The 26156-nt window shown below is 61.8% G+C and carries 23 protein-coding genes and 6 tRNA genes; 27 read left to right on the top strand and 2 right to left on the bottom strand.

The window, feature by feature from the left end; genetic code table 11:
* Positions 1–16: 16 nt before the first annotated feature.
* Positions 17–2443: a glycogen/starch/alpha-glucan phosphorylase gene (locus tag ACTQ40_RS03570; RefSeq protein WP_441563366.1), complete on the bottom strand. Its 2427-nt coding sequence runs from the start codon at positions 2441–2443 to the stop codon at positions 17–19.
* A gap of 93 nt (positions 2444–2536) precedes the next feature.
* The gene (gene glgB / locus ACTQ40_RS03565) at positions 2537–4795 is read right to left on the bottom strand and encodes a 1,4-alpha-glucan branching protein GlgB (RefSeq protein WP_441563365.1); all 2259 of its coding nucleotides are present in this window, start codon (positions 4793–4795) and stop codon (positions 2537–2539) included.
* Between the two features lie 97 nt (positions 4796–4892).
* Here glgB and ACTQ40_RS03560 point away from each other — a divergent pair, with 97 nt between their 5' ends.
* The 27 genes from ACTQ40_RS03560 (at position 4893) to ACTQ40_RS03430 (ending at position 25328) form a co-directional block, all read left to right on the top strand.
* A complete protein-coding gene (locus ACTQ40_RS03560; protein ID WP_441563364.1) occupies positions 4893–5090 on the top strand; it encodes a hypothetical protein in 198 nt (65 codons plus the stop codon).
* Between the two features lie 36 nt (positions 5091–5126).
* Positions 5127–5816, top strand: coding sequence for an HAD family hydrolase (locus tag ACTQ40_RS03555; RefSeq protein WP_441563363.1), 690 nt, complete (start codon positions 5127–5129; stop codon positions 5814–5816).
* Between the two features lie 9 nt (positions 5817–5825).
* Positions 5826–6491: a thiamine diphosphokinase gene (locus ACTQ40_RS03550; RefSeq protein WP_441563362.1), complete on the top strand. Its 666-nt coding sequence runs from the start codon at positions 5826–5828 to the stop codon at positions 6489–6491.
* Between the two features lie 126 nt (positions 6492–6617).
* A tRNA-Ala gene (locus tag ACTQ40_RS03545) sits at positions 6618–6693 on the top strand.
* A gap of 385 nt (positions 6694–7078) precedes the next feature.
* Positions 7079–7153 (top strand) — tRNA-Val (locus ACTQ40_RS03540).
* A 130-nt stretch (positions 7154–7283) separates the two neighbouring features.
* Positions 7284–7356, top strand: a tRNA-Ala gene (locus tag ACTQ40_RS03535).
* A 200-nt stretch (positions 7357–7556) separates the two neighbouring features.
* Positions 7557–7632: transfer RNA gene (locus ACTQ40_RS03530), tRNA-Ile, on the top strand.
* A 317-nt stretch (positions 7633–7949) separates the two neighbouring features.
* A tRNA-Ala gene (locus ACTQ40_RS03525) sits at positions 7950–8022 on the top strand.
* A 75-nt stretch (positions 8023–8097) separates the two neighbouring features.
* Positions 8098–10128, top strand: a complete 2031-nt coding sequence (locus ACTQ40_RS03520; protein WP_441563361.1) for an ABC-F family ATP-binding cassette domain-containing protein — start codon at positions 8098–8100, stop codon at positions 10126–10128.
* A complete protein-coding gene (locus ACTQ40_RS03515) occupies positions 10115–10411 on the top strand; it encodes a hypothetical protein (RefSeq protein ID WP_164473297.1) in 297 nt (98 codons plus the stop codon). Before ACTQ40_RS03520 ends, ACTQ40_RS03515 begins: the two co-directional genes overlap by 14 nt.
* A gap of 9 nt (positions 10412–10420) precedes the next feature.
* Positions 10421–11104, top strand: a complete 684-nt coding sequence (locus tag ACTQ40_RS03510) for a site-2 protease family protein (protein WP_441563360.1) — start codon at positions 10421–10423, stop codon at positions 11102–11104.
* Between the two features lie 84 nt (positions 11105–11188).
* Positions 11189–11998 carry a segregation and condensation protein A gene (locus tag ACTQ40_RS03505; protein ID WP_427748056.1) on the top strand — a complete coding sequence of 270 codons (810 nt, stop codon included), beginning with the start codon at positions 11189–11191 and terminating at the stop codon, positions 11996–11998.
* A gap of 11 nt (positions 11999–12009) precedes the next feature.
* Positions 12010–12738, top strand: coding sequence for an SMC-Scp complex subunit ScpB (scpB, locus tag ACTQ40_RS03500; protein ID WP_427748055.1), 729 nt, complete (start codon positions 12010–12012; stop codon positions 12736–12738).
* Complete coding sequence (locus ACTQ40_RS03495; RefSeq protein ID WP_441563359.1) at positions 12725–13690, top strand: pseudouridine synthase; 966 nt, start codon at positions 12725–12727, stop codon at positions 13688–13690. The genes scpB and ACTQ40_RS03495 overlap by 14 nt, the downstream gene beginning before the upstream one ends.
* Positions 13691–13756: 66 nt before the next feature.
* Positions 13757–14443, top strand: coding sequence for a (d)CMP kinase (gene cmk / locus ACTQ40_RS03490; protein ID WP_441563358.1), 687 nt, complete (start codon positions 13757–13759; stop codon positions 14441–14443).
* A gap of 3 nt (positions 14444–14446) precedes the next feature.
* The gene (locus ACTQ40_RS03485) at positions 14447–15175 is read left to right on the top strand and encodes a lysophospholipid acyltransferase family protein (RefSeq protein WP_441563357.1); all 729 of its coding nucleotides are present in this window, start codon (positions 14447–14449) and stop codon (positions 15173–15175) included.
* Between the two features lie 2 nt (positions 15176–15177).
* Complete coding sequence (locus ACTQ40_RS03480) at positions 15178–16074, top strand: 4-hydroxy-3-methylbut-2-enyl diphosphate reductase (protein WP_441563356.1); 897 nt, start codon at positions 15178–15180, stop codon at positions 16072–16074.
* A 2-nt stretch (positions 16075–16076) separates the two neighbouring features.
* The gene (locus ACTQ40_RS03475; RefSeq protein ID WP_441563355.1) at positions 16077–17519 is read left to right on the top strand and encodes a DUF512 domain-containing protein; all 1443 of its coding nucleotides are present in this window, start codon (positions 16077–16079) and stop codon (positions 17517–17519) included.
* Positions 17520–17529: 10 nt separating this feature from the next.
* Complete coding sequence (gene der, locus ACTQ40_RS03470; RefSeq protein WP_154516463.1) at positions 17530–18864, top strand: ribosome biogenesis GTPase Der; 1335 nt, start codon at positions 17530–17532, stop codon at positions 18862–18864.
* Positions 18857–19540, top strand: coding sequence for a glycerol-3-phosphate 1-O-acyltransferase PlsY (gene plsY, locus ACTQ40_RS03465; RefSeq protein WP_441563354.1), 684 nt, complete (start codon positions 18857–18859; stop codon positions 19538–19540). The genes der and plsY overlap by 8 nt, the downstream gene beginning before the upstream one ends.
* 9 nt (positions 19541–19549) lie before the next feature.
* Entirely contained in the window at positions 19550–20557 is a 1008-nt protein-coding gene (locus ACTQ40_RS03460; RefSeq protein WP_441563353.1) for an NAD(P)H-dependent glycerol-3-phosphate dehydrogenase, read from the top strand.
* An 18-nt stretch (positions 20558–20575) separates the two neighbouring features.
* The gene (gene rpe / locus ACTQ40_RS03455; protein WP_441563352.1) at positions 20576–21247 is read left to right on the top strand and encodes a ribulose-phosphate 3-epimerase; all 672 of its coding nucleotides are present in this window, start codon (positions 20576–20578) and stop codon (positions 21245–21247) included.
* Positions 21248–21253: 6 nt separating this feature from the next.
* Positions 21254–22432, top strand: coding sequence for a cysteine desulfurase family protein (locus ACTQ40_RS03450; RefSeq protein WP_441563351.1), 1179 nt, complete (start codon positions 21254–21256; stop codon positions 22430–22432).
* On the top strand, positions 22429–23238 hold the full coding sequence (locus ACTQ40_RS03445; protein ID WP_441563350.1) for a Nif3-like dinuclear metal center hexameric protein: 810 nt from the start codon (positions 22429–22431) through the stop codon (positions 23236–23238). Before ACTQ40_RS03450 ends, ACTQ40_RS03445 begins: the two co-directional genes overlap by 4 nt.
* Positions 23235–23954 (top strand): zinc ribbon domain-containing protein, encoded by a 720-nt coding sequence (locus ACTQ40_RS03440; RefSeq protein WP_427748044.1) that lies wholly within the window; start codon positions 23235–23237, stop codon positions 23952–23954. The genes ACTQ40_RS03445 and ACTQ40_RS03440 overlap by 4 nt, the downstream gene beginning before the upstream one ends.
* Before the next feature lie 26 nt (positions 23955–23980).
* Entirely contained in the window at positions 23981–25171 is a 1191-nt protein-coding gene (coaBC, locus tag ACTQ40_RS03435) for a bifunctional phosphopantothenoylcysteine decarboxylase/phosphopantothenate--cysteine ligase CoaBC (RefSeq protein WP_441563349.1), read from the top strand.
* Between the two features lie 80 nt (positions 25172–25251).
* A tRNA-Pro gene (locus ACTQ40_RS03430) sits at positions 25252–25328 on the top strand.
* Positions 25329–26156: the final 828 nt, after the last annotated feature.

Raw genomic sequence — 26156 nt, 5'->3', positions numbered from 1 at the left:
AGGGAACTCGCGGCCTTTAAGCGTGCCAGATCTCGTCGCGGTACTCGCGAATGGTGCGGTCGCTCGAGAACCAGCCGCTCGAGGCGGTGTTGAGCAGGGCCTTGCGGTTCCAGGTCTCCTGGTCGCCATAGCTGCCCGTGAGCTTCTCCCATGCATCCACGTAGCTGCGGAAGTCTGCCATAACCAGGTCGGGGTCGTTGTTGTTCATAAGCTCGTTGTAGATGCTCTCAAAGTTGCCCGAAAGGCCGGCAAACGTGTTGTCCTTGAGCTCATCCATCACGCGGCCCAGACGTTCGCGATCATTGTTGAGCGTATCCCACGCAAAGTAGCTGTTCGATGCCCAGAGCTGCTCGACCTCGGGAGCGGTCAGGCCAAAGATCGCCTCGTTCTCGCGGCCGGCCAAATCGGCGATTTCGATGTTGGCGCCGTCGAGGGTGCCCAGCGTAATGGCGCCGTTCATCATGAGCTTCATGTTGGACGTGCCCGAGGCCTCCTTGCCAGCTGTGGAAATCTGCTCCGAAATCTCGGCGGCAGGGTAGATGAGCTGTGCGTTGCTCACGCGGAAGTTGGGGATAAAGCAGACCTTCATGACTTCGTTGACGCGCGGGTCGTTGTTGATGACCTCAGCCACCGAGTTGATCAGGCGGATGGTCTCCTTGGCAAAGGTGTAGCTCGAGGCAGCCTTGCCGCTAAAGATAAAGGTCGTCGGTGTCACGTGGAAGTTGGGATTGGCGATGCGACGGTTGTAGATGTCCATCACCTTCATGATGTTCATGAGCTGGCGCTTGTAGGCATGGAAACGCTTTACCTGAACATCGAAGACGGTGTTGGGGTCTATAACCAGACCGGTCTCTGCCTTAACGTAGGCGGCAAGACGCTCCTTATTGGTGCGCTTGGAGGCACCCACGGCCTTCAGGAACTCGGTGTCGTTCTGGAAACCTTTAAGTTTCTCAAGCTCAAAGGCGTCCTTCAGCCAGCCGTCGCCAATGGCCTCGGTCACGAGCTTGGCGTAGGTGGGGTTGGCCTCGGCAAAGAAGCGACGGTGCGAGATGCCGTTGGTCTTGTTGTTGAACTTCTCGGGCGTCAGGGCATAGAAGTCCTTGAGCACATTGTTCTTAATGATATCGGAGTGAATCTTGGCCACGCCGTTGACGCTGTGGCTGCAGATCACGGACAGGTTGGCCATGCGAACCTCGCCGTCCCATAGGATAGCGGTCTGGCGCAGGCGCTCCTGCCAGCCTTCCTGCGTAGTATCGAACGACTCATGCCAACGACGGCTGATTTCGTCGATGATCTGGTACACACGGGGGAGGAGCTTAGAGAACGTGCCGATGGGCCACTTCTCCAGGGCCTCGGGCAGGATGGTGTGGTTGGTGTAACTCACGACCTGCGTCACGATGTTCCAGGCGTCATCCCACTCGAGCTTCTTCTCGTCGATGAGGATGCGCATGAGCTCGGGGCCACACATGGCGGGGTGCGTATCGTTGGTGTGGATGGCCACAAACTGCGGCAACAGCTCCCAGTTCGCGCCGTGCTCCTTCTCAAAGGTGTCGAGCAGGCTATAGATGCCGGCCGAGACAAACAGGTATTCCTGCTTCAGACGAAGCAGACGGCCGTGCTCGCCGGCGTCGTTGGGGTAGAGGATGGCGCTGATGGCCTCGGCCTCGGCGCGCTCGGCGTCGGCCAGGGCGTAGTCGCCGCGGTTGAAGGCCTCCAAATCGAAGTGCTCCTCGACCGGCTCAGCGGCCCAGACGCGCAGCTTGTTGACGGTCTCGCCGGCATAGCCCACCACGGGGATGTCATAAGGGACGGCCAGGATGTCCTGCGTGTCCACGGTTCGATAGAACGTGCGGCCGTTCTCCTCAAAGCCCTCGACGCGGCCACCAAACTTAATGGTCACAGCCTTGTCCTGACGACGGACCTCCCAGGGATAGCCGTTGGTGAGCCACTCGTCGGTGGTTTCGACCTGGCTGCCGTTGACGATCTCCTGTTTAAACAGGCCGTAGCGGTAGCGCATGCCGTTGCCGTAGCCGGCAATGCCCTCGGCTGCCATGGAATCCAGGAAGCATGCGGCCAGACGACCCAGGCCACCGTTGCCCAGCGCCGGATCGGGCTCCTGGCTCTCGATGACGGACAGGTCAAGGCCCATATCGTCGAGCGCCTCGGCGACCATGTCGCGCACGCCAAAGTTGAGCAGGTAGTTGTCGAGCAGGCGGCCGATCAAAAACTCAATCGAGAAGTAGTACACACGCTTCTTGCCCTCGGCTGCCGCACGGGCGTCGCTCTTGGTGGCAACGGTGCGGGCCTTCTCGGCCACGAGCTTGGCCAGGGCGTTAAAGCGATCCAGATCGCTGGCGGCCTCGACACTCTTGCCGCTAATGCTCATGACGGCATCGCGATAGAGCTCGGTAAACTCCTGCTTGTTGTCGAAGATCTTATTCATACGTTCCTTCCCCCGGGGATGTTTCTCCCGGAACGGTTGTGACTTGTATCCTACGCCCTGCTGGGACGGGTAATTACAGCTGTAACGGCTTTGTTACGCATCCTTAGGTGACGACTTAACAGAAGCAGACTTGGCTTTGGTAGCGGCCTTTTTGGCAGCCGGCTTCTTGGTCGCGGTAGCCTTGGCAGCGGGCTTTGCGGCGGCCTTAGCCTTGGCCTTGGCCGGAGCCTTCTTGGCGGCCGCTGGCTTGGGCTTTACCGTGGACGTGCGCTTAAGGGTCGCCTTCTTGGGCTCCTCGACCACGGGCGGCTTATAGCTGCTGGGGCCGCGACGCTTAAGCACCACGCCTGCCAGGCTGGGCACCTTAATCTCGATGGAGTCCATCTGCCCGTTCCAGGGATAGGGCTCGCTCGAGCAGGTGTAGGGCTCCTCGCCAGCATAGCCGCTGCCGCCAAACTCGGGACGGTCGGAGTCAAAGATGACCTCCCAGTCGCCCTCACGCGGCACGCCCACACGGAAGCTCTCGTAGGCCGCCGGGTCAAAGTTGATCAGGATCACGAGGTCGTCATCGACGTTTTCGCCCTGACGCACAAAGCTCACGATGGACTGCTTGGAGTTGTCCGCGTCGATCCAGGTAAAGCCGTCGTCATTGTAGCCGCGCTCGTACAGGGCGGGCTCGGCGGTATACAGGTGGTTGAGCGCCTTAATGAACGCCTGATGGTGTGCATGGGTCTCATACTGCTCGGTCAAGAACCACTGAATAGATTCGTAGTAGCGCCACTCGATAAACTGGCCAATCTCGTTGCCCATAAAGTTGAGCTTGGCACCGGGGTGCGTCATCTGGTAGAAGGCGAGCGTGCGCAGGCCGGCAAACTGGCGCCACCAGTCACCCGGCATGCGGCCGATGAGCGAGCACTTGCCGTGCACGACCTCGTCATGGCTCAGCGGGCAGATAAAGTTCTCGGTAAAGGCGTACATGATGGAGAACGTGAGCAAGCCATGGTTGCCGGGGCGCCACGGAAAATCGGTCTGCATGTAGTGCAGGGTGTCGTTCATCCAGCCCATGTCCCACTTGTAGTGGAAGCCCAGGCCGCCGTCCTGCGGCGGATAGGTCACAAGCGGCCACGCGGTGGACTCCTCGGCCATCATCATCACGTCGGGGTAGTGCGCCTCAACAGCGCAGTTGACCTGACGGATAAACGCGCTGGCGTCCAGGTCCTCCTCGGTACCGTACTTGTTGAACTTCTTTTGGCTAGGATCATCAATGCCAAAGTTGAGGTACAGCATGCTGGACACGCCGTCCATGCGAATGCCGTCCACATGGAAGTTCTCGATCCAGTACAGCACGTTGGAGACCAAGAAAGAGCGGACCTCGCCGCGGGCGAAGTCAAACTTGTGCGTGCCCCAGTTGGGGTGAATCTCGTGCTCAAACAGCATGTGGCCGTTAAAGGTGGCAAGGCCGTGGGAGTCGGCGCAAAAACCGCCGGGCACCCAGTCCATGATCACGCCGATGCCCGCCTCGTGGCACGCATCGATAAAGTGCATGAGCTGCTGCGGGTTGCCGTAGCGTGACGTGGCGGCAAAGTATCCGGTCGTCTGGTAGCCCCAGGAGCCATCGAAGGGGTGCTCCATAAGCGGCATGACCTCGATATGCGTGTAGCCCATATCGCGCACGTAGTCCACGAGCTCCACCGACAGGTCGTCGTAGGTGTAAAACTCGCCGCGCTGCGCAGGGAAGGGGTCCATGGGACCGGGGTAGTTGCCGTACTCGTCCGGCTCGCCCTGTGGCTCGTCTCCGTGGCGCTTCCACGAGCCAATATGCACCTCGTAGATGTTGAGCGGCTGCGACATGTGGTTGTGGCCGGCGCGGCGCTTGAGCCACGCGGCGTCGTTCCACTGGTAGCCATCGAGGGTCCACAGCACGCTCGCCGTTCCCGGAGGGCACTCGGCCTTAAAGGCGTACGGATCGGCCTTGTAGAGCTTTTCGCCCTCGTTGGTCTCGATGAGGTATTTATAGAGCTGGCCCTGCTCGGCGCCAGGAATAAAGCCTTCCCAGATAGCGCTCGTGTGTACGGGCACCAGCGGGTTGGCTTGTTCGTCCCAATTGTTGAATTCACCGATAACGTGGACGCTCTTAACGTCGGGCGCCCAAACGCAAAAACGCCAGCCGCGCGTGCGCTGCTGCGTGTCGGGATGCGCGCCCATCTTTTCCCAGCTGCGCTCCCACATTCCAATGCCAAACAGATAGACATCGTCCTTGGTGAGCTCCGGTGCGTGCGGGGCGGCTTTACGGGTAGCGGGCTTTTTGGTTGCTGGCTTTAGCTTTGTATCGCTCACGTTTGATCCCATCATGACGCGGCAGCGTGTTGCCTTGGTGACTAGATGCGAAAGGTCCAAGGCTGCACGAATCGAAGGGACGGCGATAGCTCTATGAGTCGTCCCACCTCGCGTGCACGGTGGAACTTTCGGCAAAAACCACAATAACACCTATCCGTTATTTTTATGGACGAAAGTGGATTTACGGTGGCGTTTAATCGGTGAGCGCCATGTTTATGCCACTGACAGAATTGCGATGGTAAAACTCTTGACAGTTTTACCAATTAGGGTTTCAAAATTTTTAGATTTACGTTTGGTAAAACGTTTTTAGCAGGTTGTTTATCATTTGACATTGAAAGGTTTGCGAATGAACCACACAGCCGCCTCTAATGTTGCTTTTATTTTTGATTGCGACGGCACACTGGTAAATAGCACCCCCGTTTGGGCCTATGCCCAGCCCGAACTATTGCGGCGTCACGGCATTGATGTAACGGTCGACGATTTTGCCCAGTTTGAGCATTTGTCGCTCGAGGACGAGTGCCAGGCCTACCACGACACGTGGGGCATTGGCGAAAATGGCGAGGAGCTGTATCGCGAGCTGAGCGACATCCTGATCGATGGCTACTCCAAGGTGCCGCCGCGCGAGGGGCTCCTGGCGTTTTTGGAGCAGGCGAAATTGGCCGGCATTGCTCTGTGCGTGGCCACGTCCACGCCGGTCGAGCTGGTGCAGTCCGCACTCGCGGGTGCGGGGCTCGACGCCTATATGGAGTTTATTACCACGACGGGCGAGGCGGGCCGCTCCAAGCAGTTCCCCGATGTGTACGAGCTGGCGCTGCGTCGCCTTGAGGAGCGCCACGGGCACCAGTTTGAGCGCGCGTGGGTGTTTGAGGACGCCGTCTTTGGCCTTAAGAGCTCTGGCACTGCTGGCTTTAAGCGCGTGGGCATTTATGACCCGCACGGCCGTATGGAGCGCGACGAGGTTCGCGACAACTGCGACATCTTTATCGACAGCTATGAAGACCTGGACCTGGCCCGCGTGCTTTCGTTTGAGGGCTAGGCGAGGGCCGTGGCTTGTAAGGTATTAGTGGTTTGTGGCTCGTCCGTGGTGGCGAGCGCGGATCTGCTGCGTCGACTAGCGGGGGAGTGCGACCACGTTGTCGCCGTGGACCGCGGGCTCGACGCGCTGCTGGGCTCGGGACTAGGTTGCGACGTGTATGTAGGAGATGCCGACACGGTGAGCGACACCGGTCGCGCGTTGGTCGATGCAGCCGAGGCCTTTGAGGTAGAGCGCCACGACCCCTACAAGGACTATACCGATTTGGCACTTGCACTCGATTCGGTCCGCCGTCGCTGGCCGGGTGCCGAGGTGGTTGCGACCTGCGCCACCGGCGGTCGCCCGGACATGGCCCTGTCTGTGTTAGGGCTACTGGCAGGCTATGCGGACGCACCCGTCTGGAGCGAAGAAGACGAAGTGACGGCCAGAATCCTGCACCAGGACGAGACCTGGACCATCGAGGACGCCGAGGGCAAAACCTTCTCCATCATCGCCATAGCCCCTGGGACAGTAGTAAGCGAACACGGCCTAGAGTGGGAACTGGATCACAGCCCTCTAGGCCTGTTAGCTGACACGGGCATCTCTAATGTCGTAAGGAAAACGGCCAAGATTCAAGTCCACCAAGGCATCGCAATCGGTTTTTTATACCGTGAGGGTTTTATCGGGACGGTGGGTTAATTGACTGATTTTGCCGAAGTCAAAATCAGTCAATTCAGCCCCGTCCCAGGAAAACCCGTAAGAAAAAGTTTCAACAAAAATCTCTTGCATCAAGCAAAACATTCCCCTATAGTATCTCCTCGTCACGGGGGCGTAGCTCAGCTGGGAGAGCGCTTGACTGGCAGTCAAGAGGTCAGGGGTTCGATCCCCCTCGTCTCCACCATCGTGAATGCAAAGGCCTTCGGAAAACCGGAGGCTTTTTTTCTTATAAAGAGGCTCAATTGGTTGACTGTGTTCGCGGCGGGCGTTTCGGCGCGAGTCTATAAAAAGGTTTAATCATTTCAATAAATGGTGGTGTGGTCCAGCGGGATTTACGAGTACGAGCATCCCAAGATCTTCGACACCTATTACGAGAAGGTCTTGCCGTATGAAAATTGGTTTAGCTGCTGGTTTTGACGACGAGTGTAGGAACAGGTCGTTGTGCTGCAAGTATGCCGTAAACACGGATTGCTCCGGAGCGGTTTGGCATACGATTTTACAATCGAAGCCAAAAAGTTCTTGGTAATCCTCGCGTTGCTATGTTAGTATCTCTTTTGCCGAAAGGCGACGGGCGATTGGCTCAGGGGTAGAGCATATCCTTCACACGGATGGGGTCACAAGTTCGAATCTTGTATCGCCCACCATCAAAAGCACAGGTCAGAGGTGATAAGCCTCTGGCCTTTTTCTTTTTGACACAGAGAGTGTGATCAAAAAAGTTTCTTCAAAATTGTTCTTGCACCCTTGGAGGAGTTCCCGTATAGTACTTCTTCGCACGGGGGCGTAGCTCAGCTGGGAGAGCGCTTGACTGGCAGTCAAGAGGTCAGGGGTTCGATTCCCCTCGTCTCCACCCGAGCATTGAATGAGGCTCCAACGCAAGTTGGGGCCTTTTTTCATATAGGCACACAAGGTCAAAGGCAGGACCATGATCCTTCCGATCGAAAAGATCGTGCGTTGAATGACCATTGCGCGCATGGTAGTATTTCACGTCGTGGTGCAACGACACGCTAAATGGAACTTCTCCATTGCCTTTGCAACCACTAATATAAAGGGCTCTTGGCGCAACGGTTAGCGCAGGGGACTCATAATCCCTGGGTTCTGGGTTCGAATCCCGGAGGGCCCACCAGGTTTTTCAACAGGTCAGGCAATTTGTCTGGCCTGTTTCTTTTTCATGGCAACATTTTCTTGCAAGTAGCTTGTTTGCCCACTTCCAAACGCCTTGGGTCGCGTTCATGGCGGGAGGTCCCCGGGGGCGACCGGGCTGGAGCCGGAAAGGCGGGCTGCGGCAGCACCGCACGCCTTAGGGCGCGCCCCGCGGGCATGGCCAGGCATCGCGGACCCTCGATCCTGTGCGGGTCCGCGCCCCCGCGCCGCGACGGCGAAAGTTTTTCTAAAATTCTCCTTGCATCGCCGTCCGAGTTCCCGTATAGTACTTCTTCGCACGGGGGCGTAGCTCAGCTGGGAGAGCGCTTGACTGGCAGTCAAGAGGTCAGGGGTTCGATCCCCCTCGTCTCCACCCGAGCATTGAATGAGGCTCCAACGCAAGTTGGGGCCTTTTTTCATATAGGCACACAAGGTCAAAGGCGGCACCATGATCCTCCTGGTCGACAAGATCGAAAAAAGCTTCGGCGCGCGCGTCCTCTTTAGCGGCGCGTCCTTTCAGATCAACCCCGGCGAACGCTTTGCGCTCGTGGGACCCAACGGCGCCGGCAAAACCACCATGCTCAAAATCATCATGGGTATCGACAGCCCCGACGCCGGCCAGGTCCAGTACTCCAAGGACTGTCAGGTGGGCTACCTCGAGCAGGAAACCAACCTGGAGCACAAGGATACGACCATCCTCGCCGAGGTCATGGCCGCCGCCAAGGAAATCCGCCGCATGGGTGAGCGCGCCAACGAGCTGCAAGCCCAGATCACCGAGCTCTCTGAGCAGGGCAAGGACGTCGACGCGCTCCTTAACGAGTACGGCCAGGTCCAGGACCGCTTTGAGCATCTGGGCGGCTACGAGCTCGAAAGCAATGCCCGCAAGATCCTGTCCGGTCTGGGCTTTAAGGTCACCGACTTTGAGCGCCCGTGTTCCGAGTTCTCGGGCGGCTGGCAGATGCGCATCGCGCTGGCCAAGCTCTTCCTGCGCCATCCCGACCTGCTGCTTCTGGACGAGCCCACCAACCACCTGGACCTCGAAAGCGTCCAGTGGTTGCGCGGCTTTATCGCCAACTACGACGGCGCCGTGCTCATCGTCAGCCACGACCGCGCCTTTATGGACGCCTGTGTCGACCACGTCGCCGCGCTCGAGAACCGCCGCGTGACCACCTACACCGGCAATTACAGCAGCTACCTCAAGCAGCGCGAGGACAACCTGGAGCAGATGCGCGCCAAGCGTGCCGCCCAGGAGCGCGACATCGCCCACATGCAGGTTTTCGTCGACAAGTTCCGCTACAAGCCCACCAAGGCCGCCCAGGCGCAGGAGCGCATCCGCAAGATCGAGCAGATCAAAAAGGAGCTCGTCATCCTGCCCGAAGGCCACAAGCACATCGACTTTAAGTTCCCCGACCCGCCGCGCTCGGGCGACATGGTCGTGGGCCTGGAGGGCGTGTCCAAGTCCTACGTCAACAAGCACATCTATAGCGATATCGACCTCAAGCTCTATCGCGGCGAGCATGTGGCGCTCGTCGGCCCTAACGGCGCCGGTAAGTCCACCCTCATGAAGATCATCGCCGGCCTGGAGCCGCCCACTACCGGCACGCGCGAACTGGGTACCAACGTGGGCGTGGCCTATTACGCCCAGCACGCGCTCGAAGGCATGACCGAGTCCAATACCGTCCTGCAAGAAATCGACACCGTTACGCCCAAGTGGACCGTGCCGCAGCAGCGCAGCCTACTGGGCGCCTTCCTGTTTAGCGACAACGATTCCATCGAAAAGCAGGTTCGCGTTCTTTCCGGCGGCGAAAAGGCACGTCTGGCCCTGGCTAAGATGCTCGTGGCCCCCGAGGCACTTCTGTGCCTGGACGAGCCCACTAACCACCTGGACATCGACTCGGTGGACATGCTCGAGAACGCCCTACAAAACTTCCCCGGCACCATCGTGCTGATCAGTCACGACGAGCACCTGGTGCGAGCCGTGGCCAACCGCGTGATCGACATCCGCGATGGCAAGGTCACGGTCTATGACGGCGACTACGACTACTACCTCTACAAGCGCGAGGACCTCGCAGCCCGCGCCGCCGAGGCGGCAGGGGAGAGCACACCTTCCGCGGCCAAGCCCACCAAAGCCAGCGCCGCCCAGGCCGATACCCCCGCTGCAGCGCCTAAGCCTGCCGAGGGCAAAAAGACCAAGGAGCAAAAGCGTGCCGAGGCCCAGGCCCGCGCCGCGCTCAACAAAAAGCTCAAGGGCGTGCGCAACCAGCTCAAGAAGATCGAGGCCGAGCTCGACAAAAAGCGCGCCCGCTATGACGAGCTTATGGAATTGATGGCGAGCGAAGAGCTTTATGCCGATCAGGATAAGTTCAACGCCGCCCTGGGGGAATATAACGGGCTTAAGCAAGAGCTGCCCAAGCTCGAGGACGAATGGCTGGAGCTTTCCACCCAAATCGAAGAGGAGACCGCGCGTGAACTCTCGTAAGGCCGCTGCCGTGGCGATGAGCATCATCGCCATCGCGTGCCGCATCTGCGGCATCTTTATGAGCGCGATGACTGTGCTGCTGTGCTTTAGCGGCCTCACCGCCAAGCTGCAGATTGTGGGCTTTGTCGTCGAGCTTTCGCGCGCGCTGCCGAGCGCCATCGCCGGCTACGGCGTCATCACATCGCCCTTTGGCGGTGTGTTCCGCCTGGATTACGCCATCGTGGCCGTCATCCTGTTTGTGGCCGACTACCTGCTCACGCGCGCCTCGCGCCGCGTCCGCTAGGGGAGCGCCATGTCCAGCAGCTACTTCATGAACCTGCTCGCGAGCGCCGTCGCCGTCATCGTGGGCATCGTGATCCACGAGAGCGCGCACGCCGCCGCGGCCTGGGCGCTCGGCGACAAAACGGCCCGTTCGCGCGGCCGCGTCTCGCTCAACCCGCTCAACCATATCGACCCGTTTGGCACCATCATCCTACCGCTGCTCATGCTCGCCGCCGGCGGCCCGGTGTTCGCCTTCGCTAAGCCCGTGCCCGTCTACCTCAACAACCTCAAGCACCCCAAGCGCGACGAGGTCTTGGTGAGCGCAGCCGGCCCCGCATCGAATATCGCACTGGCGTGCCTTGCGGCCGCCATCATGCACGCAGCATACGGCAACCTCTACACCAGCATGACCTTTGCCGTAGCGTCCCAAATCATGAACTTTGGCGCTACGTTTATCGTGGTCAACCTGTCGCTTGCGTTCTTTAACCTCATCCCGATTCCGCCGCTTGACGGCTCGTCGATCATCGTGCCGTTTCTCAAAGGCAAGGCACTCGCCAACTACTACCAACTTCAGCAATACGCCATGCCGATTCTTATCATCGTGCTGTATCTGCTGCCCATGTGGACCGGCATCGATGTGATCGGCCGGTATTTCGACGTTACCGTGTATCCGCTCGCTGGGCAGCTGCTTAACTTCGCAATCGCCGGCATCTAGAGTAAACTTACAGGTCGACCGTGCAAAACGGTCGCAACATGCACCCAAACCGCGCCGCGAAGGCGCCGTCAAAGGAGGTCGAAGATGTCGTATCGCGTGTCGACGCAGGTCTACAGCGGACCGTTCGACCTGCTGCTGCAGCTGGTAACCCGCCAAAAAGTTGATATCGGCGCCATCTCGATCAGCGAGGTGGCCGAGCAGTACCTTGCCGAGGTCGAGCGTATTGAGGCGCTGGATCTGGACGTGGCGAGCGACTTTTTGCTGGTCGCGGCAACCCTTTTGGACATCAAGGCCGCCTCGCTGGTGCCGCAGGAGGCCCCGCGCAAAGCCGACGACGATGACGAGATTGACGAAGACCTCGAAGAGCTCAGCGCACTCGACGGCGACGCCCTGCGCGAGGTCCTGATCCAGCGCCTAATCGCCTACAAGCAGTTTAAGGGTGCGGCGGCGGCTCTTGGCGCGCGCATGCAGGCCGAAAGCCGCATGCATCCGCGTGTGGCCGGTCCCGACCCCGAGTTTTTGGGCCTTATGCCCGACTACCTGGCCGGTATCACGCTGCGCGGCCTCGCCGTCATCTGCGCCGACCTGGACGGCAAGCGCCAGACCTTCCTGCTGGAGGCCGAGCACGTGGCGCCGCATCGCGTGCCGCTCGACCTGACGGTGGCCTCGGTCGACCGCTTCACCATGGCGCACCAAACTTGCACCTTCCGCGAGCTGCTGGACGGCGACGCCACCACCGAGCAGCTCGTCGTCACCTTCCTGGCCATGCTGGAGCTCGCCAAGCGAGGCTCGCTCACTCTGAGCCAGGACGAGATCTTTGGAACCATCCGCATCAACCGCGTCGAGGGCGCCGAGGCCTACGTGCCCGGCGAGGGCCCCGAGCTCACCGAATAGGAGCGGCAACCATGTCAACCCTTTCCACGCTAGAGGCAAACAGCCTCAAAGGCGCCCTCGAGGCGCTGTTGCTGGTTTCGAGCGATCCGGTGAGCGCGCCCGCGCTGGCAGATGCGCTGGATATCGCCCCGGGCGAGTGTGCGTCGCTTTTGGCCGAGCTCAAAGTTGAGTACGAGGAGGCCAATCGCGGCTTTCAGCTGCGCGAGGTCGCCGGCGGCTGGCGCCTGTTTACGCATCCTGCCTACCACGATGTGGTCGAAGCTTATGTGCTGAGCTGGGATACGCAAAAACTGTCGCAGGCGGCACTCGAGACTCTTGCTGTGATCGCCTACCACCAGCCCGTCACTCGCGAGGTGGTCAAGGGCATCCGCGGCGTCAACTCCGACGGCGTCATCGCGTCGCTCGTTGACAAGGGTCTGGTGCGCGAGCTCGGCCGCGACCCCCAGCGCGGTCAGGCCATCATTTACGGCACGACCAACGCCTTTTTGGAGAAGTTTGGTCTGCGCTCCACCCGCGACCTGCCCGATCTGGAGCAGTTTGCCCCCGACGAGCAGTCGCGCCAGTTTATCCGCGAGCGCCTGAGCGGCCGCAGCATTCAGTCTACGCTCGAGGAGCAGGTCGAGGACCTGGACGAAGAGCGCGAGCTGCTGGATACCGATGTTGAGGATGTCGAGGCAGTCGGTGGCGAGGAAACACTTGCCACCGACGACGCTGCGGAGGATACGCATGACGAGGACTAACGAAGCAGGGGAGACGCGCGCCGCCGGTGCCACGGGCGCGCCCGCGATCGACCCCCAGCCCGTCTACCCGCACACCATGCGCCTGCAGCGCTTTTTGGCGCGCGCGGGCGTGGCGAGCCGCCGCGGCTCGGAGGACCTGATGACCGCAGGCCGCGTGACTGTCAACGGCCAGGTCGCGACCGAACTGGGCACCAAGGTCGATGTGGACCGCGACCATATCGAGGTTGACGGCATGCCCGTCAAGCTCAACCAGGGCGCCGTGTACCTGATGCTCTACAAGCCGACCGGCTATCTCACCACCATGAGCGATCCGCAGGAGCGCCCCTGCGTGGCCGACCTGGTCCCGCGCGACCGCTTTCCGGGGCTCTTCCCGGTGGGTCGCCTGGACCGCGACACCACGGGCCTTTTGCTCTTTACCACCGACGGCGACCTGTCGCAGGACCTGCTGCACCCCAGCAAGCACGTCTACAAGACCTACCAGGCGCTCGTGGACGGCCACCTGACCGATCGCGACTTGGAACCGCTGCGCCGCGGCATCGAGCTCGACGACGGCCTGTGCCAGCCGGCGATCTGCCGCGTCATTACCGCGCGCGAGGCCGAGGCGGTGGCTCCGCAGGGTGTGAAGCCCGGCACAACCGCCGTGGAGGTCATTATCCGCGAGGGGCGCAAGAACCAGGTCAAGCGCATGCTGAGCAAGATCCACCACCCGGTGATTCGTCTGCACCGCTGTAACTTTGCCGGCCTGGAGCTCAAGGACGTGGCCAAGGGCTTGTGGCGCGAGCTCACCGACCGCGAGGTGCAGATCCTCAAGGCCGGCGGCATCCCGCCCAAGCAGGCCAGCTCCAAGCGCGGCGCTGCGCCGGCGACCAACACCGCGAGCCGCACGCGTCACCACGGCAGCCACGGCTCCGCGCCCAAGCGCAACACCTACCGCGAGCGCTACACGGGCTAGCCAGTCCGCCAAGCCGCAGCGCCCGCGTCCCACACCAGCACGTCAACCACCGAAAGGAAGCATTGCATGATCGTCGCCATCGACGGCCCCGCCGGTTCCGGCAAGTCCACCATCGCCAAGGAGATCGCCCGCCAGCTGGGCTTTAACAAGCTCGACACGGGCGCCATGTATCGCGCCGTCACCTTCGCCGCGCTCGACCGCGGCATCGACCTGAACGACGAGGCAGCCATCGATGCCCTCGCCGAGCAGATAGAGATCCGCTTTACCAACGGCACCGGCGAGGACACGCGCCTGACCATCGACGGCGCGGACGCCTCGGCTGCCATTCGCACCCCGCAGGTGGACGCCAACGTCTCCAAGGTCTCGGCCTACCCGGGCGTACGCGCCGCCATGCTCATCCACCAGCGTCGCGCCGCCGAGGACCGCGACATCGTGGCCGAGGGTCGTGACATCGGAACCGTCGTGTTCCCCAACGCGCAGGTCAAGGTCTTTCTGACCGCCGACCCGCGCGAGCGCGCCCGTCGCCGCGTGCTGCAGCGCCACCAAAACGACGCCCAGCCGCTCACCGAAGAGCAGCTCGAGGCCGAGGTCGACGAGACCCTCGACGCCCTCAAGCAGCGCGACAAGCTCGACAGCAACCGCGAGGTCGCGCCGCTCGTGCCCGCCGAGGACGCCGTGCACGTCGACTCCACCGCACATACCATCGACGAGGTCGTCTCGATAATCGAGGGCCTCATCAACCAAAGGAGGTAGCTCATGCGCCTGTTTAAGCAGACGCCCGAGGATTACTACAACGCGCCTTATGCCGAGTTCCCCGTGCTCATCCGCGGCACCGTCTTTGTGGTCATGGGCATCCTGTGGGTCTTCTCCAAGCTCATGTGGCGCTGGAAGGTAGAGGACAGCGACCTGCTGTTTGAGCGCCAGGAAGGCCGCGGCAGCGTGGTCATCTGCAACCACACCTCGATGGCCGAGCTCCTGGCTGTAGAGACGGCGCTGTTTTTTGGCGGCCGCCGCATTCGCCCCATTTTTAAGTCCGAGTTTGCCAAGAGCAAGATCGTGCGCTGGGCCTTTAGCCGCGTGGGCGGCATTCCCGTCGAGCGTGGCACCGCCGACATGAAGTGCCTGCGTGCCGCCCAGCATGCGCTGCAGCGCGGCGAGGACGTCCTGATCTTCCCCGAGGGCACGCGCATCCGCTCGCGCGAGATTAAGCCCGAGGTCCATGGCGGTTTTGCGCTTATCGCCCAGATGGGCAAGGCACCCGTCAACCCGCTTGCCATCTGCGGCTGGTCCGATATTACGCCTGCGGGCAAAAAGCTCATGCGCCCCAAAAAGTGCTGGATCCGTGCCGGCAAGGCCATCTCGCTATCCGATGCACCGGCCGAGCTCAAGCGCAAGGAGCGCCTGGCATGGTTTGAGTCCGAGGCCATGGCCCGCGTCTACGCCATGCGCGACGACCTGTGCGCCGAGCACCCCGGAAGGTTCTAGCCATGGGCGAGAACGTCATGAATACCGCCGCGACCGCCGCTGAGGAGGTCGTCCCCACCATCGAAATCGCAGCGCATGCCGGTACCTGCTACGGCGTGCAGCGTGCGCTCGACATGGCTCTGGCCGCCGCGCCGCAGGCAGGGGAGAGCGCTCAGGTCCACACCCTGGGCCCGCTCATCCATAACCCCATCGTGGTGCGCGAGCTCGCCGAGGCAGGCGTCGGTCTGGCAGACACCTTGGACGACGCCGCATCGGGCACCGTGGTCATTCGCGCGCACGGCGTGGTGCCGCAGGTAATCGAGGCTGCTCGCGAGCGCGGCCTTACCGTGGTCGATGCCACCTGCCCCTACGTCAAGAAGGTCCACGTGGCGGCCGAGCGCCTGGTGCGCGAGGGCTACCGTGTGATTGTCGTGGGCGAGCCGGGCCACCCCGAGGTCGAGGGCATCCTGGGCCACGCCGGCGATGACGCGCAAGTCGTGAGTTGCGCCGCCGACGCCGACGCGCTGCCGCTCAAGGGCAAGGTGGGCCTGGTCGTGCAGACCACCCAAACCGCGCAGAACTTGGCCGAGGTCGTGGCCTCCATCACCCCGCGCGTGCAGGAGCTGCGTGTGATCAACACCATCTGCGCTGCCACGAGCGAGCGCCAGCAGGCGGCCGCTGCACTTGCCAACCGCTGCGACTGCATGGTCGTCGTGGGCGGCAAAAATTCGGGCAATACGCGCCGCCTGGCACAGATTTGTGCCGATGTCTGCGAGCACACCCATCACATCGAGGAAGCCTCCGAGCTTGAGGCCGCATGGTTTGCCAACGCGCGCCGCATCGGCATCACCGCCGGAGCCTCAACTCCGCAAGAACACATCGAACGCGCCGTTGCGCGCATCAAGGAGCTTTGTCGCTAATCATGGACCAGACCGTACCCGCATACGCCGCCGAGGTGGCCGATTACGGGCGCAGCCGCGACCCCGAGCCGGGTGAGGGCGCGCTCGTAAAGAACGTGCGTCCCGAATCGCCCGCATGGGATGTAGGTATCGAGCCGGGCATGCGCGTGCTCACGGTCAACGGCGAGCAGCTGACCGACATGATCGTGTGGCTTTGGGAGGCCGACGAGGACACCGTCGACCTAGAGGTTCTCGACCCGCGCGACGGTACCGTCACCCCCGTCGAGCTCGATCGCTTTCCCGGCGAGGACTGGGGCCTTGAGTTCGACGGCCCCATCTTCGACGGCATGCGTACCTGTGTGAACGCCTGCGTGTTCTGCTTTATGACCATGTTGCCCAAGGGCGGCCGCTCAACGCTCTACATTCGTGACGATGATTACCGCTTGAGCTTTTTACAGGGCAACTTTGTCACGCTGACCAACCTTTCCGACGAGGACGTGCAAAACGTTATCGACCGCAATATGAGCCCCATGAACGTGTCGGTCCATGCCGTAAGCCCCGGCGTCCGCCGACGTATGATGGGCCGCAACGCCCAGCGCGGCATGGACGTGCTCGAGACCATCATGGCCGCCGGCATCGAGATCCACGCGCAGATTGTGCTGTGTCCCGGCATGAACGACGGCGAGGAGCTGCAAAAGACCCTACGTTTTTGCGAGGAACACGAGCAGATCACCAGCCTGGGCATTGTGCCGCTCGGCTTTACCAAGCATCAGAGGCGCTTTACCTGGTCATACAGCGACAAACCTGAGCTCGCGCGCGAAACCATTGCCATGATCCGTCCCTTCCAGGATCGTGCCTACAAGCGCTTTGGCCGCCACACCTTCCAGATGAGCGATGAGTTCTATCTGGACGCCGGCATCGAGCCACCCCAGGCCGATTTTTACGACGGCTACCCGCAGTATTACGACGGCATCGGTATGATTCGCTCGTATCTGGACGAGACTGACGATGTGCTCACCGCCGATGCCGAGCGTCTGCGCCGCGTTCGCGAGGCAATCGCCGCCCTTGGCCAGCGCCTCCTGTGCCTCTCCGGCACCAGCGCGCGCGACACCGTGGCGCGCTTTGTGGAGTCGCCACGGGGCCTTGCCGGCACCGTCACCGCTATCGAAAACCGTTACTTTGGCGGCAACGTGGACGTGACCGGCCTCATCGTCGCCTGCGACATTCTGGAGCAGCTGCCGCAGGACCTCTCGGGGGTTATGCTCTTTGTGCCTAAGCTCATGTTCAACGCTGACGGCATGACGCTTGACGAGTATCATCGTGACGATTTACTCGCAAGCCTTGAAGCTCGCGGCGCCGAGGTTCATGTGGTGTCGACCATGCCGCATGAGCTGCTCGATACCCTGGAGCATATCCTTGGCATTGTGCCCGCAGGCTCTAACATTTCCACTGACCCTACCCATTAAAGGAGTGCAGATGAAACCTATCGTCGCCGTCGTCGGACGCCCCAACGTGGGCAAGTCCACGCTCGTTAACCGCCTGGCCCAGACCTCGGACGCCATCGTCCATGAGTCCCGCGGCGTAACGCGCGACCGCTCCTACCACACGGCCGATTGGAACGGCCGCGAGTTCACCATCGTCGACACGGGTGGCATCGAGCCGCTCAAGAGCGATGACGTCTTTGCCACGTCCATCCGTGACCAGGCCCTCGCCGCAGCCGAGGAAGCCGCCGTCATCCTGTTTGTGGTCGACGGCCGCACCGGCGTCACCGAGGAGGACGAGTCGGTCGCCCGCATGCTCAAGCGCTGCGACAAGCCGGTCTTTCTGCTGGTTAACAAGCTCGACAACCCCGATCGCGAAAACGACAGCATCTGGGAGTTTTATTCGCTCGGCATCGGCGAGCCAACGCCGCTCTCGGCCCTGCACGGCCACGGCACGGGCGACCTGCTCGACGACATCGTTGCCCTGTTGCCCGAGGAGGAGGACGAGGTCGCCGACGAGTTCCCCGATGCGCTGAACGTCGCCATCATCGGCCGCCCCAATGCCGGTAAGTCGTCGCTGTTCAACCGTATCCTGGGCGCCGACCGCTCTATCGTGTCCAACATCGCCGGCACCACGCGCGACGCCATCGACACTGTCGTGGAGCGCAACGGCAAGCACTACCGCATGGTCGACACCGCGGGTATTCGCAAGAAGAGCACCGTGTACGAGAACATCGAGTACTACTCCATGGTCCGCGGCCTGCGCGCCATCGACCGTGCTGACGTGGCACTGCTCGTCGTCGACGCCTCCGTGGGCGTTACCGAGCAGGACCAGAAGGTCATGGGCTTGGCCATCGAACGCGGCTGCGCCATCGTCGTTCTGCTCAACAAGTGGGATCTGCTCGACGACGACCGCAAGCGCGAGGCCTGCATGGAGACCGTCGACCGCCGTCTGGGCGTCATGGCTCCCTGGGCCCAGTACCTGCGCATCTCGGCCCTGACCGGTCGTGGCGTCGAGAAGATCTGGGCAATGGTCGACGCTGCCGAGAAGACGCGCTCGCAAAAGATCACCACCTCGCGCCTCAACACCTTCCTTACCGACCTGCGCGAGTTTGGCCACACCGTGGTGGACGGCAAGCGCCGCCTGCGCATGCACTACGTGACCCAGACGGGCGTCAACCCGCCGACGTTTACATTCTTCGTCAACCACAGCGACCTGGTCAACGACACCTACCAGCGCTACGTGGAGAACCGCATGCGCTCGACCTTCGATTTTTCCGGCACGCCCATTCGTCTCTTCTTTAGGAAGAAGGAGCAAAAGGATGCATAATCCGATTCTGCTGACCGCCATCTGCACCGTGGTCTCGTTCTTTATCGGAGCGATTCCGTTTGGCCTGATCCTGGGCCGCGTGTTCAACCACACGGATATTCGCAAGGCGGGCTCCGGCAACATCGGCACCACCAACGCCCTGCGCGTAGCCGGCCCCAAGGTCGCCGCGCTCACGCTGCTGCTCGACTGCTTGAAGGGCGCCATCTGCGTCCTTATCGCGCGTCCGCTCATCGCGAGCGTGGGCTATGGCTTCCCGGTGAGCATCATGGCTCCCGGTGCCGCCGGCGACTGGATGCTCGGCGTCATTTGCCTGGCAGCGGTGTGGGGCCACATATTCTCGCCTTACCTCAACTTCCGTGGCGGCAAGGGCATCGCCGTGGGGCTGGGCGTCATACTCGCCTGGTACTGGCCCATCGGACTTTCGCTGCTGGGCATGTTTATCGTGGCCGTCGCCATCACCAAGTATGTGTCGGTGGGCTCGCTTGCCGCGGCCATCGGTCTTCCCATCGCCGCCTGCGCGGTCTTTCCGTACAGCAGCCTGGGGCTCAAGTTTTGCATGGCGATGATCGGCATCACCGTGGTGTGGGCCCATCGCTCGAACATCAAAAAGCTCATGACGGGTAAGGAATCCAAGCTCTCGTTTACCAAGCGCGTCACCGAGCCCGACGATAAGTAGGAGAGAGTCATGAATGTTGCGCTGATTGGCTCCGGCTCCTGGGGAACCGCCGTCGCCGGCCTTGCCGCCGCGCGAGCCGAGCGCGTGACCATGTGGGCCCATAGTGAGCAGACGGCCGCCGGCGTCAATGCCGAGCACCGCAATCCCCGGTATCTGGTGGGCTACGAGCTGCCCGGCAACGTCGTCGCTTCCACGGACCTGGCCCAGGCGCTCGACGGTGCCGATGCCATCATCTTTGCCGTGCCTTCGACGCACCTGCGCGACGTCTGCCACCAGGCGGCACCCTTTATCGCCGCCGACACCCCGGTGCTCTGCCTTACCAAGGGCATCGAGCCCGAGTCCGGCATGCTCATGAGCGAGGTCATCGCCAGCGAGATCGGCAACGAGATGCGCGTGGCGGCGCTCTCGGGCCCCAACCATGCCGAGGAGATATGCCGCGGCGGACTTTCCGCCGCCGTCATCGCCAGCAAAGGCTCGCAGGTAGGGGAGACCTTTAAGGACCTGCTCCTATCCACGGCCTTCCGCATCTATCTGTCGCAGGACATGACCGGCGTTGAGGTTTGCGGCGCCATGAAAAACGTCATCGCCATCGTGTGCGGCATCTCCGCCGGTACCGGCGCGGGCGACAACACGCTCGCCCTTATCATGACGCGCGGCCTGGCAGAAATCAGCCGACTGGTGCACGCCCGCGGCGGCCAGGCCATGACCTGTATGGGTCTTGCCGGCATGGGTGACCTTATTGCCACCTGCACCTCCGAGCATTCGCGCAACCGCACCTTCGGCTACGAGTTTGCCCACGGCGTATCGCTCGACGAGTACCAGGCGCGCACGCATATGGTGGTCGAGGGCGCCGTCGCCGCCCGCAGCGTGAGCGAGCTCGCCCGTTCGCTGGGCGTAGACATTCCGCTCACCTTTGCCGTGGAGCAAACGCTCTACAACGGTGTTACTTTGGATAGGGCGCTCGAGATCCTTACCGACCGCGTCCCCTCTCAAGAGTTCTACGGACTCACCGACTAGCGCAGAAAGGCTACTACCATGGGTTCCATCAAAATCGCTCCGTCCGTCCTTTCGGCTGACATGGCCAACCTCAAGGGCGAGCTCGACAAGATCGCCGGTGCCGACTACGTGCACTTCGACGTCATGGACGGTCACTTTACCGGCAACCTCACCTTTGGCGTCGATATCCTCAAGGCCGTCAAGCGCTCCACCGACGTGCCGGTCGACGCGCACCTGATGGTGTCGAACCCCGACGAGACCGTCGATTGGTATGCCGACGCCGGCGCCGATATGATCACCGTGCACTACGAGGCCTCCACGCACCTGCACCGCACGCTCACACACCTACAGCAACGCGGCGTCAAGGCCGGCGTGGTGCTTAACCCCGCCACCCCCGTCTGCGTGCTCGAGAGCATCATCGAGGTCGTCGACATGGTGCTGCTCATGAGCGTGAACCCCGGCTTTGGCGGCCAGAGCTTTATCCCGGGCACGCTGCATAAGCTCCACGAGCTCAAGGCCATGTGCGAGCGCCACGGTGTGTCGCCCATGATCGAGGTCGACGGCGGCATCTCTTCCAAAAACATCGCCGAGGTCGTCAAGGCCGGTGCCGATGTCCTGGTGGCCGGCTCCGCCGTATTTAAGTCCGAAGATCCCGCCGCCGAGGTTGCGCTGCTGCAGAAGCTGGGCAACGAGGCCGCACAGGAGGCATAAACCCTTATGACCGCAGGTCAAAACCGCATACCCGTGAATCTTGACTATGCCGCCTCGACGCCCATGCGCGCCGAGGCGCTCCTTGCGCAGCGCGAGTACGACGAAAGCGAGCTTGCCGGCGTCAACCCCAACTCGCTGCACTCGCTCGGCCGCAAGGCTGCCGCACGTCTGGAGGTTGCACGCCGCGAGATCGCCCGCAGCTTTGGCACACGCGTTCGCCCGTCCGAGATTGTCCTAACCAACGGCGGCACCGAGGCCAACCAGCTGGCGCTCCTCGGACTTGCCGAGGGTGCTCGTCAGCGCGATCGTAAGCGCGAGCGCGTGATCGTGTCTGCGATCGAGCATGATTCAATCCTGGACAACCTATCGCTGCTGCGAGCCGCGGGCTTTACCGTCGACTTGGTGCAGCCCTGCCGTGCGGGCTACATCGAGCCTGCCGAGCTGAGCGACTTGTTGGGCGACGACGTCGCGCTCGTGAGCATCATGGCCGCCAACAACGAGACCGGTGTGGTACAGCCTATTCGTGAGCTTGCCGCGGCTGCGCACACTGCGGGTGCCCTGTTCCACACCGATGCCATCCAGGGCTATCTGCATATTCCGCTCGATGTGACCGAGCTGGGCGTCGATGCCATGACCGTTGCAGCACACAAGATTGGCGGCCCCGTAGCCTCCGGCGCGTTATACCTAAAAAGCCGCACGCCGCTGCGCCCCCGCATCTTTGGCGGAGGACAGGAAGCCGGACGTCGTGCCGGCACGCAGGACCTGCGCACGCAGCTGGCCTTTGCCGCTGCCGCCTCGTCTCTGGCGCCCCATGTGGCTCAGGAGCGCGAGAAGCTGCAAGCCCTTTCCGACAAGCTCTACGCCACGCTTACGGCCCATCCACGCATTCACGCCACCATGGGCGACTACACGCAGGCCGACCGTCTGCCCGGCATGGTATCGATCTATATTGACGGCATGGACTCCGAGGAGCTCATCATCAAGCTCGACGCCGCCGGCTTTGAGGTTTCGGCCGGATCGGCTTGCTCGAGCGGCAGCATGGACCCGAGCCACGTGCTCAGCGCCATGGGTATTGGTCGCGAGCAGGCGCTGGGCGCACTGCGCATCTCCTTCGATGACCGCGTGAATCCGAGCGATCTGGACGACTTTGCCCAGACGCTGCTCTCGATCGTAGGTGCCGCATGATCGTCGCCGAGCTCGAGCGCGCCCTGCTGGCACGCTATCCCAAGACGGACGCCGAGCCCTGGGACCACGTAGGCTTATCCGTTGGTGACCCCGACGACGAGATCCGCGGCGTTGCCTGCGCGCTTGACGCTACCAGGGACAACGTGCAGCGTGCCTTGGAAGCCGGAGCCAACGTGTTGCTCACGCATCATCCCGTCTACATCAAGGCGCCCGAGTCGTTTTGCCCGCCCAGCGCAACGCGCCCCCAGTGCAGCGCGGCGCTCTACGAGGCGGCCCGCTGCGGGGTGAGCATTATCTCGCTCCACACCAACCTGGACCGCTCGCACGAGGCACGTATCTGCCTAAGTAAGCTGTTGGACGCGGCGCCTGCAAGCTCGTTGGAGCACGTGGACGACCCCGAGGCCTGCGGCCTGGGAGTTTTTGCGACACTCAACGACCCGTGCACGCTGCGCGATCTTGCCGCCCGTGCTGCCACGGCCTTTGGCAGCGACCCACGCGTATGGGGCGATGCCGAGCGCCCGTGCCGCACCGTCGCCATTCTGGGCGGCTCCCTCGGCGACTTTGGCGAGCTTGCCATCGCCGCCGGTGCGGATGTCATCCTGACGGGCGAGGCGGGCTATCACGTGGCGCAAGATCTTGCCTTGCGCGGGCTGAGCGTGATTCTGCTCGGCCACGATCGCTCCGAGGAGCCGTTCGTGGATATCTTGATGAACTCTGCGGTTGACGCCGGGGTCGACCCCCGTCATGCGATTAAAATACTGAACCCTTGCCAATGGTGGACTGTGACAAAAGGAGAGAACTTATGAGCGCCGGCGCTACGCTACTCAAGCTGCAACAGATCGATTTGGAGCTCGCCCGCAACAAGAGCGAACTTGCCAATATGCCGGAGCTCAAGGAGCTCGCCTCAAAGCGCAAAACCTATGTAAAGCTTAAGTCCGAAATGACCAAGCTCTATGCTCAGCGCAAGGACCTCGACATTGAGCTGGACGATCTCAACACCACCGAGATCCAGACCAACAACGCCATCGAGGCCGCCAAGAAACGCCACGTCGACGGCTCTGACTACCGCGAGGTCCAGGATCTGGAAAACGAGCTCGCCACCCTAGCCAAGCGCCTGGACAAGATTGAGCACACCCGCAAGGATGTCGTTGTCGCCCACAAGGAGGCGCTCGACCGTGAGGCTCGCGCGCAGGCCATCATCGCCAAATTCGAGGAGGGCGTGAAGGCCGACACCAAGGCCGCCCGTGCCAAGGCCGCCGACCTGCAGGCCCAGATTGATGCCGCCACCAAGGAGCGCACCGCGCTTGCCGCCACGCTGCCGACCGACGTGCTCACCGACTACGAGCGTTTGCTCAAGCAGTTCCGTGGCCTGGCCGTCGAGACCATCAAGGGCAACATCCCCACGGTCTGCCACACCGCGCTGCAGGCGTCGTCCATGAGCGACCTCAACCACGACGGTAGTGAGATCACGCACTGCCCGTACTGCCACCGCCTGCTCGTGCTCCCCAACAAGGAAGCCTAACAATGACGACGGCACCCGACAATTCAATGCAACTTGAGGGAAAAACGATCCTGCTGGGCATTACCGGCGGGATCGCCGCCTATAAGTCGTGCAATATCGTGCGCCTGCTGCAAAAGCGCGGCGCCCGCGTCAAGGTCGTTATGAGCGAGCATGCCACAGAGTTTGTGGGCCCGCTCACCTTTCGCGCGCTCACGGGCGAGCCGGTCGCTGTGGATCTGTTCGACGATCCCTCCGACCCCATCCACCATATCTCGCTGGCGCAGGAGCCCGACTTGGCGGTCGTGGCGCCCGCGACGGCCAATATCATCGCCAAGATGGCCAACGGCATCGCCGATGACCTCATCTCCACCACGCTGCTTGCCACGCCGCGTCCTATCGTGGTCGCGCCGGCCATGAACAATGGCATGTGGAAGGCGCAGGCCACGCAGGCAAACATAACCACGCTGCGTGAGCGCGGTGTCCACGTTGTGGGTCCGGGTAGCGGCTACCTTGCCTGCGGCGATGTGGACACGGGACGCATGAGCGAGCCCGAGGACATCGTCGAGGCCGTCTGCAAGCTGCTCGACCCCGCTCCTCAGGACCTTGTGGACAAGCGCATCGTGATCACCGCCGGCCCCACGCACGAGCCGATCGACCCCGTGCGCTTCATTGGCAACCGTTCATCGGGCAAGATGGGCATCGCCCTGGCGGGGGAGGCCGCGCGCCGCGGTGCCGCCGTCACGCTCGTGCTGGGACCGACATCGCTCGACGTTCCCTGCGGTGTAGAGTGCGTGCGCGTACAAACCGCCGCGGAAATGCTCCAGGCTGCGCTGAGCGCCTTCCAGACGGCCGACGCGGCCATTTGTGCCGCCGCCGTCGCCGACTACACGCCTGCGGCCCCGGCGAACCATAAACTCAAAAAGGCCAACGAGCGCCTGGATCGAATTGAGCTCGTCGAGACCGTTGACATCCTCGCCGAACTCTCACGCCAAAAGGGCGATCGCCGTGTGATCGGCTTTGCGGCCGAGACCGATAACGTCGTGGAGTACGCGCAGCGCAAACTCGTGCGCAAGGGTTGCGATGCCATTATCGCCAACGATGTCTCGCGCGCCGATTCGGGCTTTGGGACCGATACCAACAAGGCCTGGATAGTGAGCACAGCGGGCACGCAAGAACTTCCCGTACTAACAAAACCCCAGCTCGCAGATACAATTTTAGACTTGCTTCAAAATTTGTAAAAAAGTTCTTGCACAAGGACAAAGTTTCGGGTTACTATACTCCCTGTTGCGAGCGAGAGCAGAGCAACAAACATAAGCTTCGGGACGTGGCGCAGCTTGGTAGCGCACTTGACTGGGGGTCAAGGGGTCGCTGGTTCGAATCCAGTCGTCCCGACCAGAAGTTTGCAGGTCAGGCACCTAGTGCCTGACCTTTTTTTATCAGGAATCATCAGGGAATCACCGGAGAATCACCGGCTGTTTTTTAGCCAATAAAGACACGCCCTTCTACCTGCACTTTTGTAGAATCTCGGTTTTAATGGATCCCCCCTTCACTTTCTTTCCATATTTGTTGAATTCACTGATTCGTTTTGATTCCACATTTGTAGTCTATCTAGCCTAAATTTTTCTACATACGCGTAAATCACCTACCTGTGCCTAGCTACTGCGGCTACGACATCCAAGCCAACTGTCCCGCCCTGCTTCACTAATTCCCCGCACGTTCGCACGGAACCCCGACACCGCCCAAGGGCCGCGATACTTTTTCGATTTCTTTCGGCAGCGAGAGGAAGGCTTCCGTGCCTGCCGAAACAAGGCACTGCGCTCCAAAAAGCTAACGCCGCGGGTATTAAGCCGACACCGCTACGGTGCCACCGGCCATCGCTGCGGGCACCTGCGGCGTAATCGCCCCAGAGTCCGCCATCTGGGCCGCCATGCCGGCGAAGTCCTAGGCGACGGCGTGAGCGTGCGGCTCAGGGCGGCGTTCGCGCCGTCATTCTCGTGCGACCTCAAGAGAGTGCGTCGGCGCGGGCTCGACTAGGGCGAGCTCGCCACCGTCATCGACTTCATCGTCGAGAACGCCCCGAAGCGCTGGAGGAACTTCATAGACGCCGCATGCGCACGCTCAAGGGCGCATTGAGGGGCAGGGCTGAGGGCTTGAGGATCGGGGCTTGGGACTAGAAGGGGGCTCGGAAGTCGCGGGTCAGGATTCGAACATCGACCCACGCGC

This window comes from Collinsella sp. Sow4_D11, from assembly GCF_052116465.1.
GTDB lineage: Bacteria > Actinomycetota > Coriobacteriia > Coriobacteriales > Coriobacteriaceae > Collinsella.
Note: the sequence above shows the minus strand (reverse complement) of the source record. Positions and strands in the feature narration are given on the sequence as shown.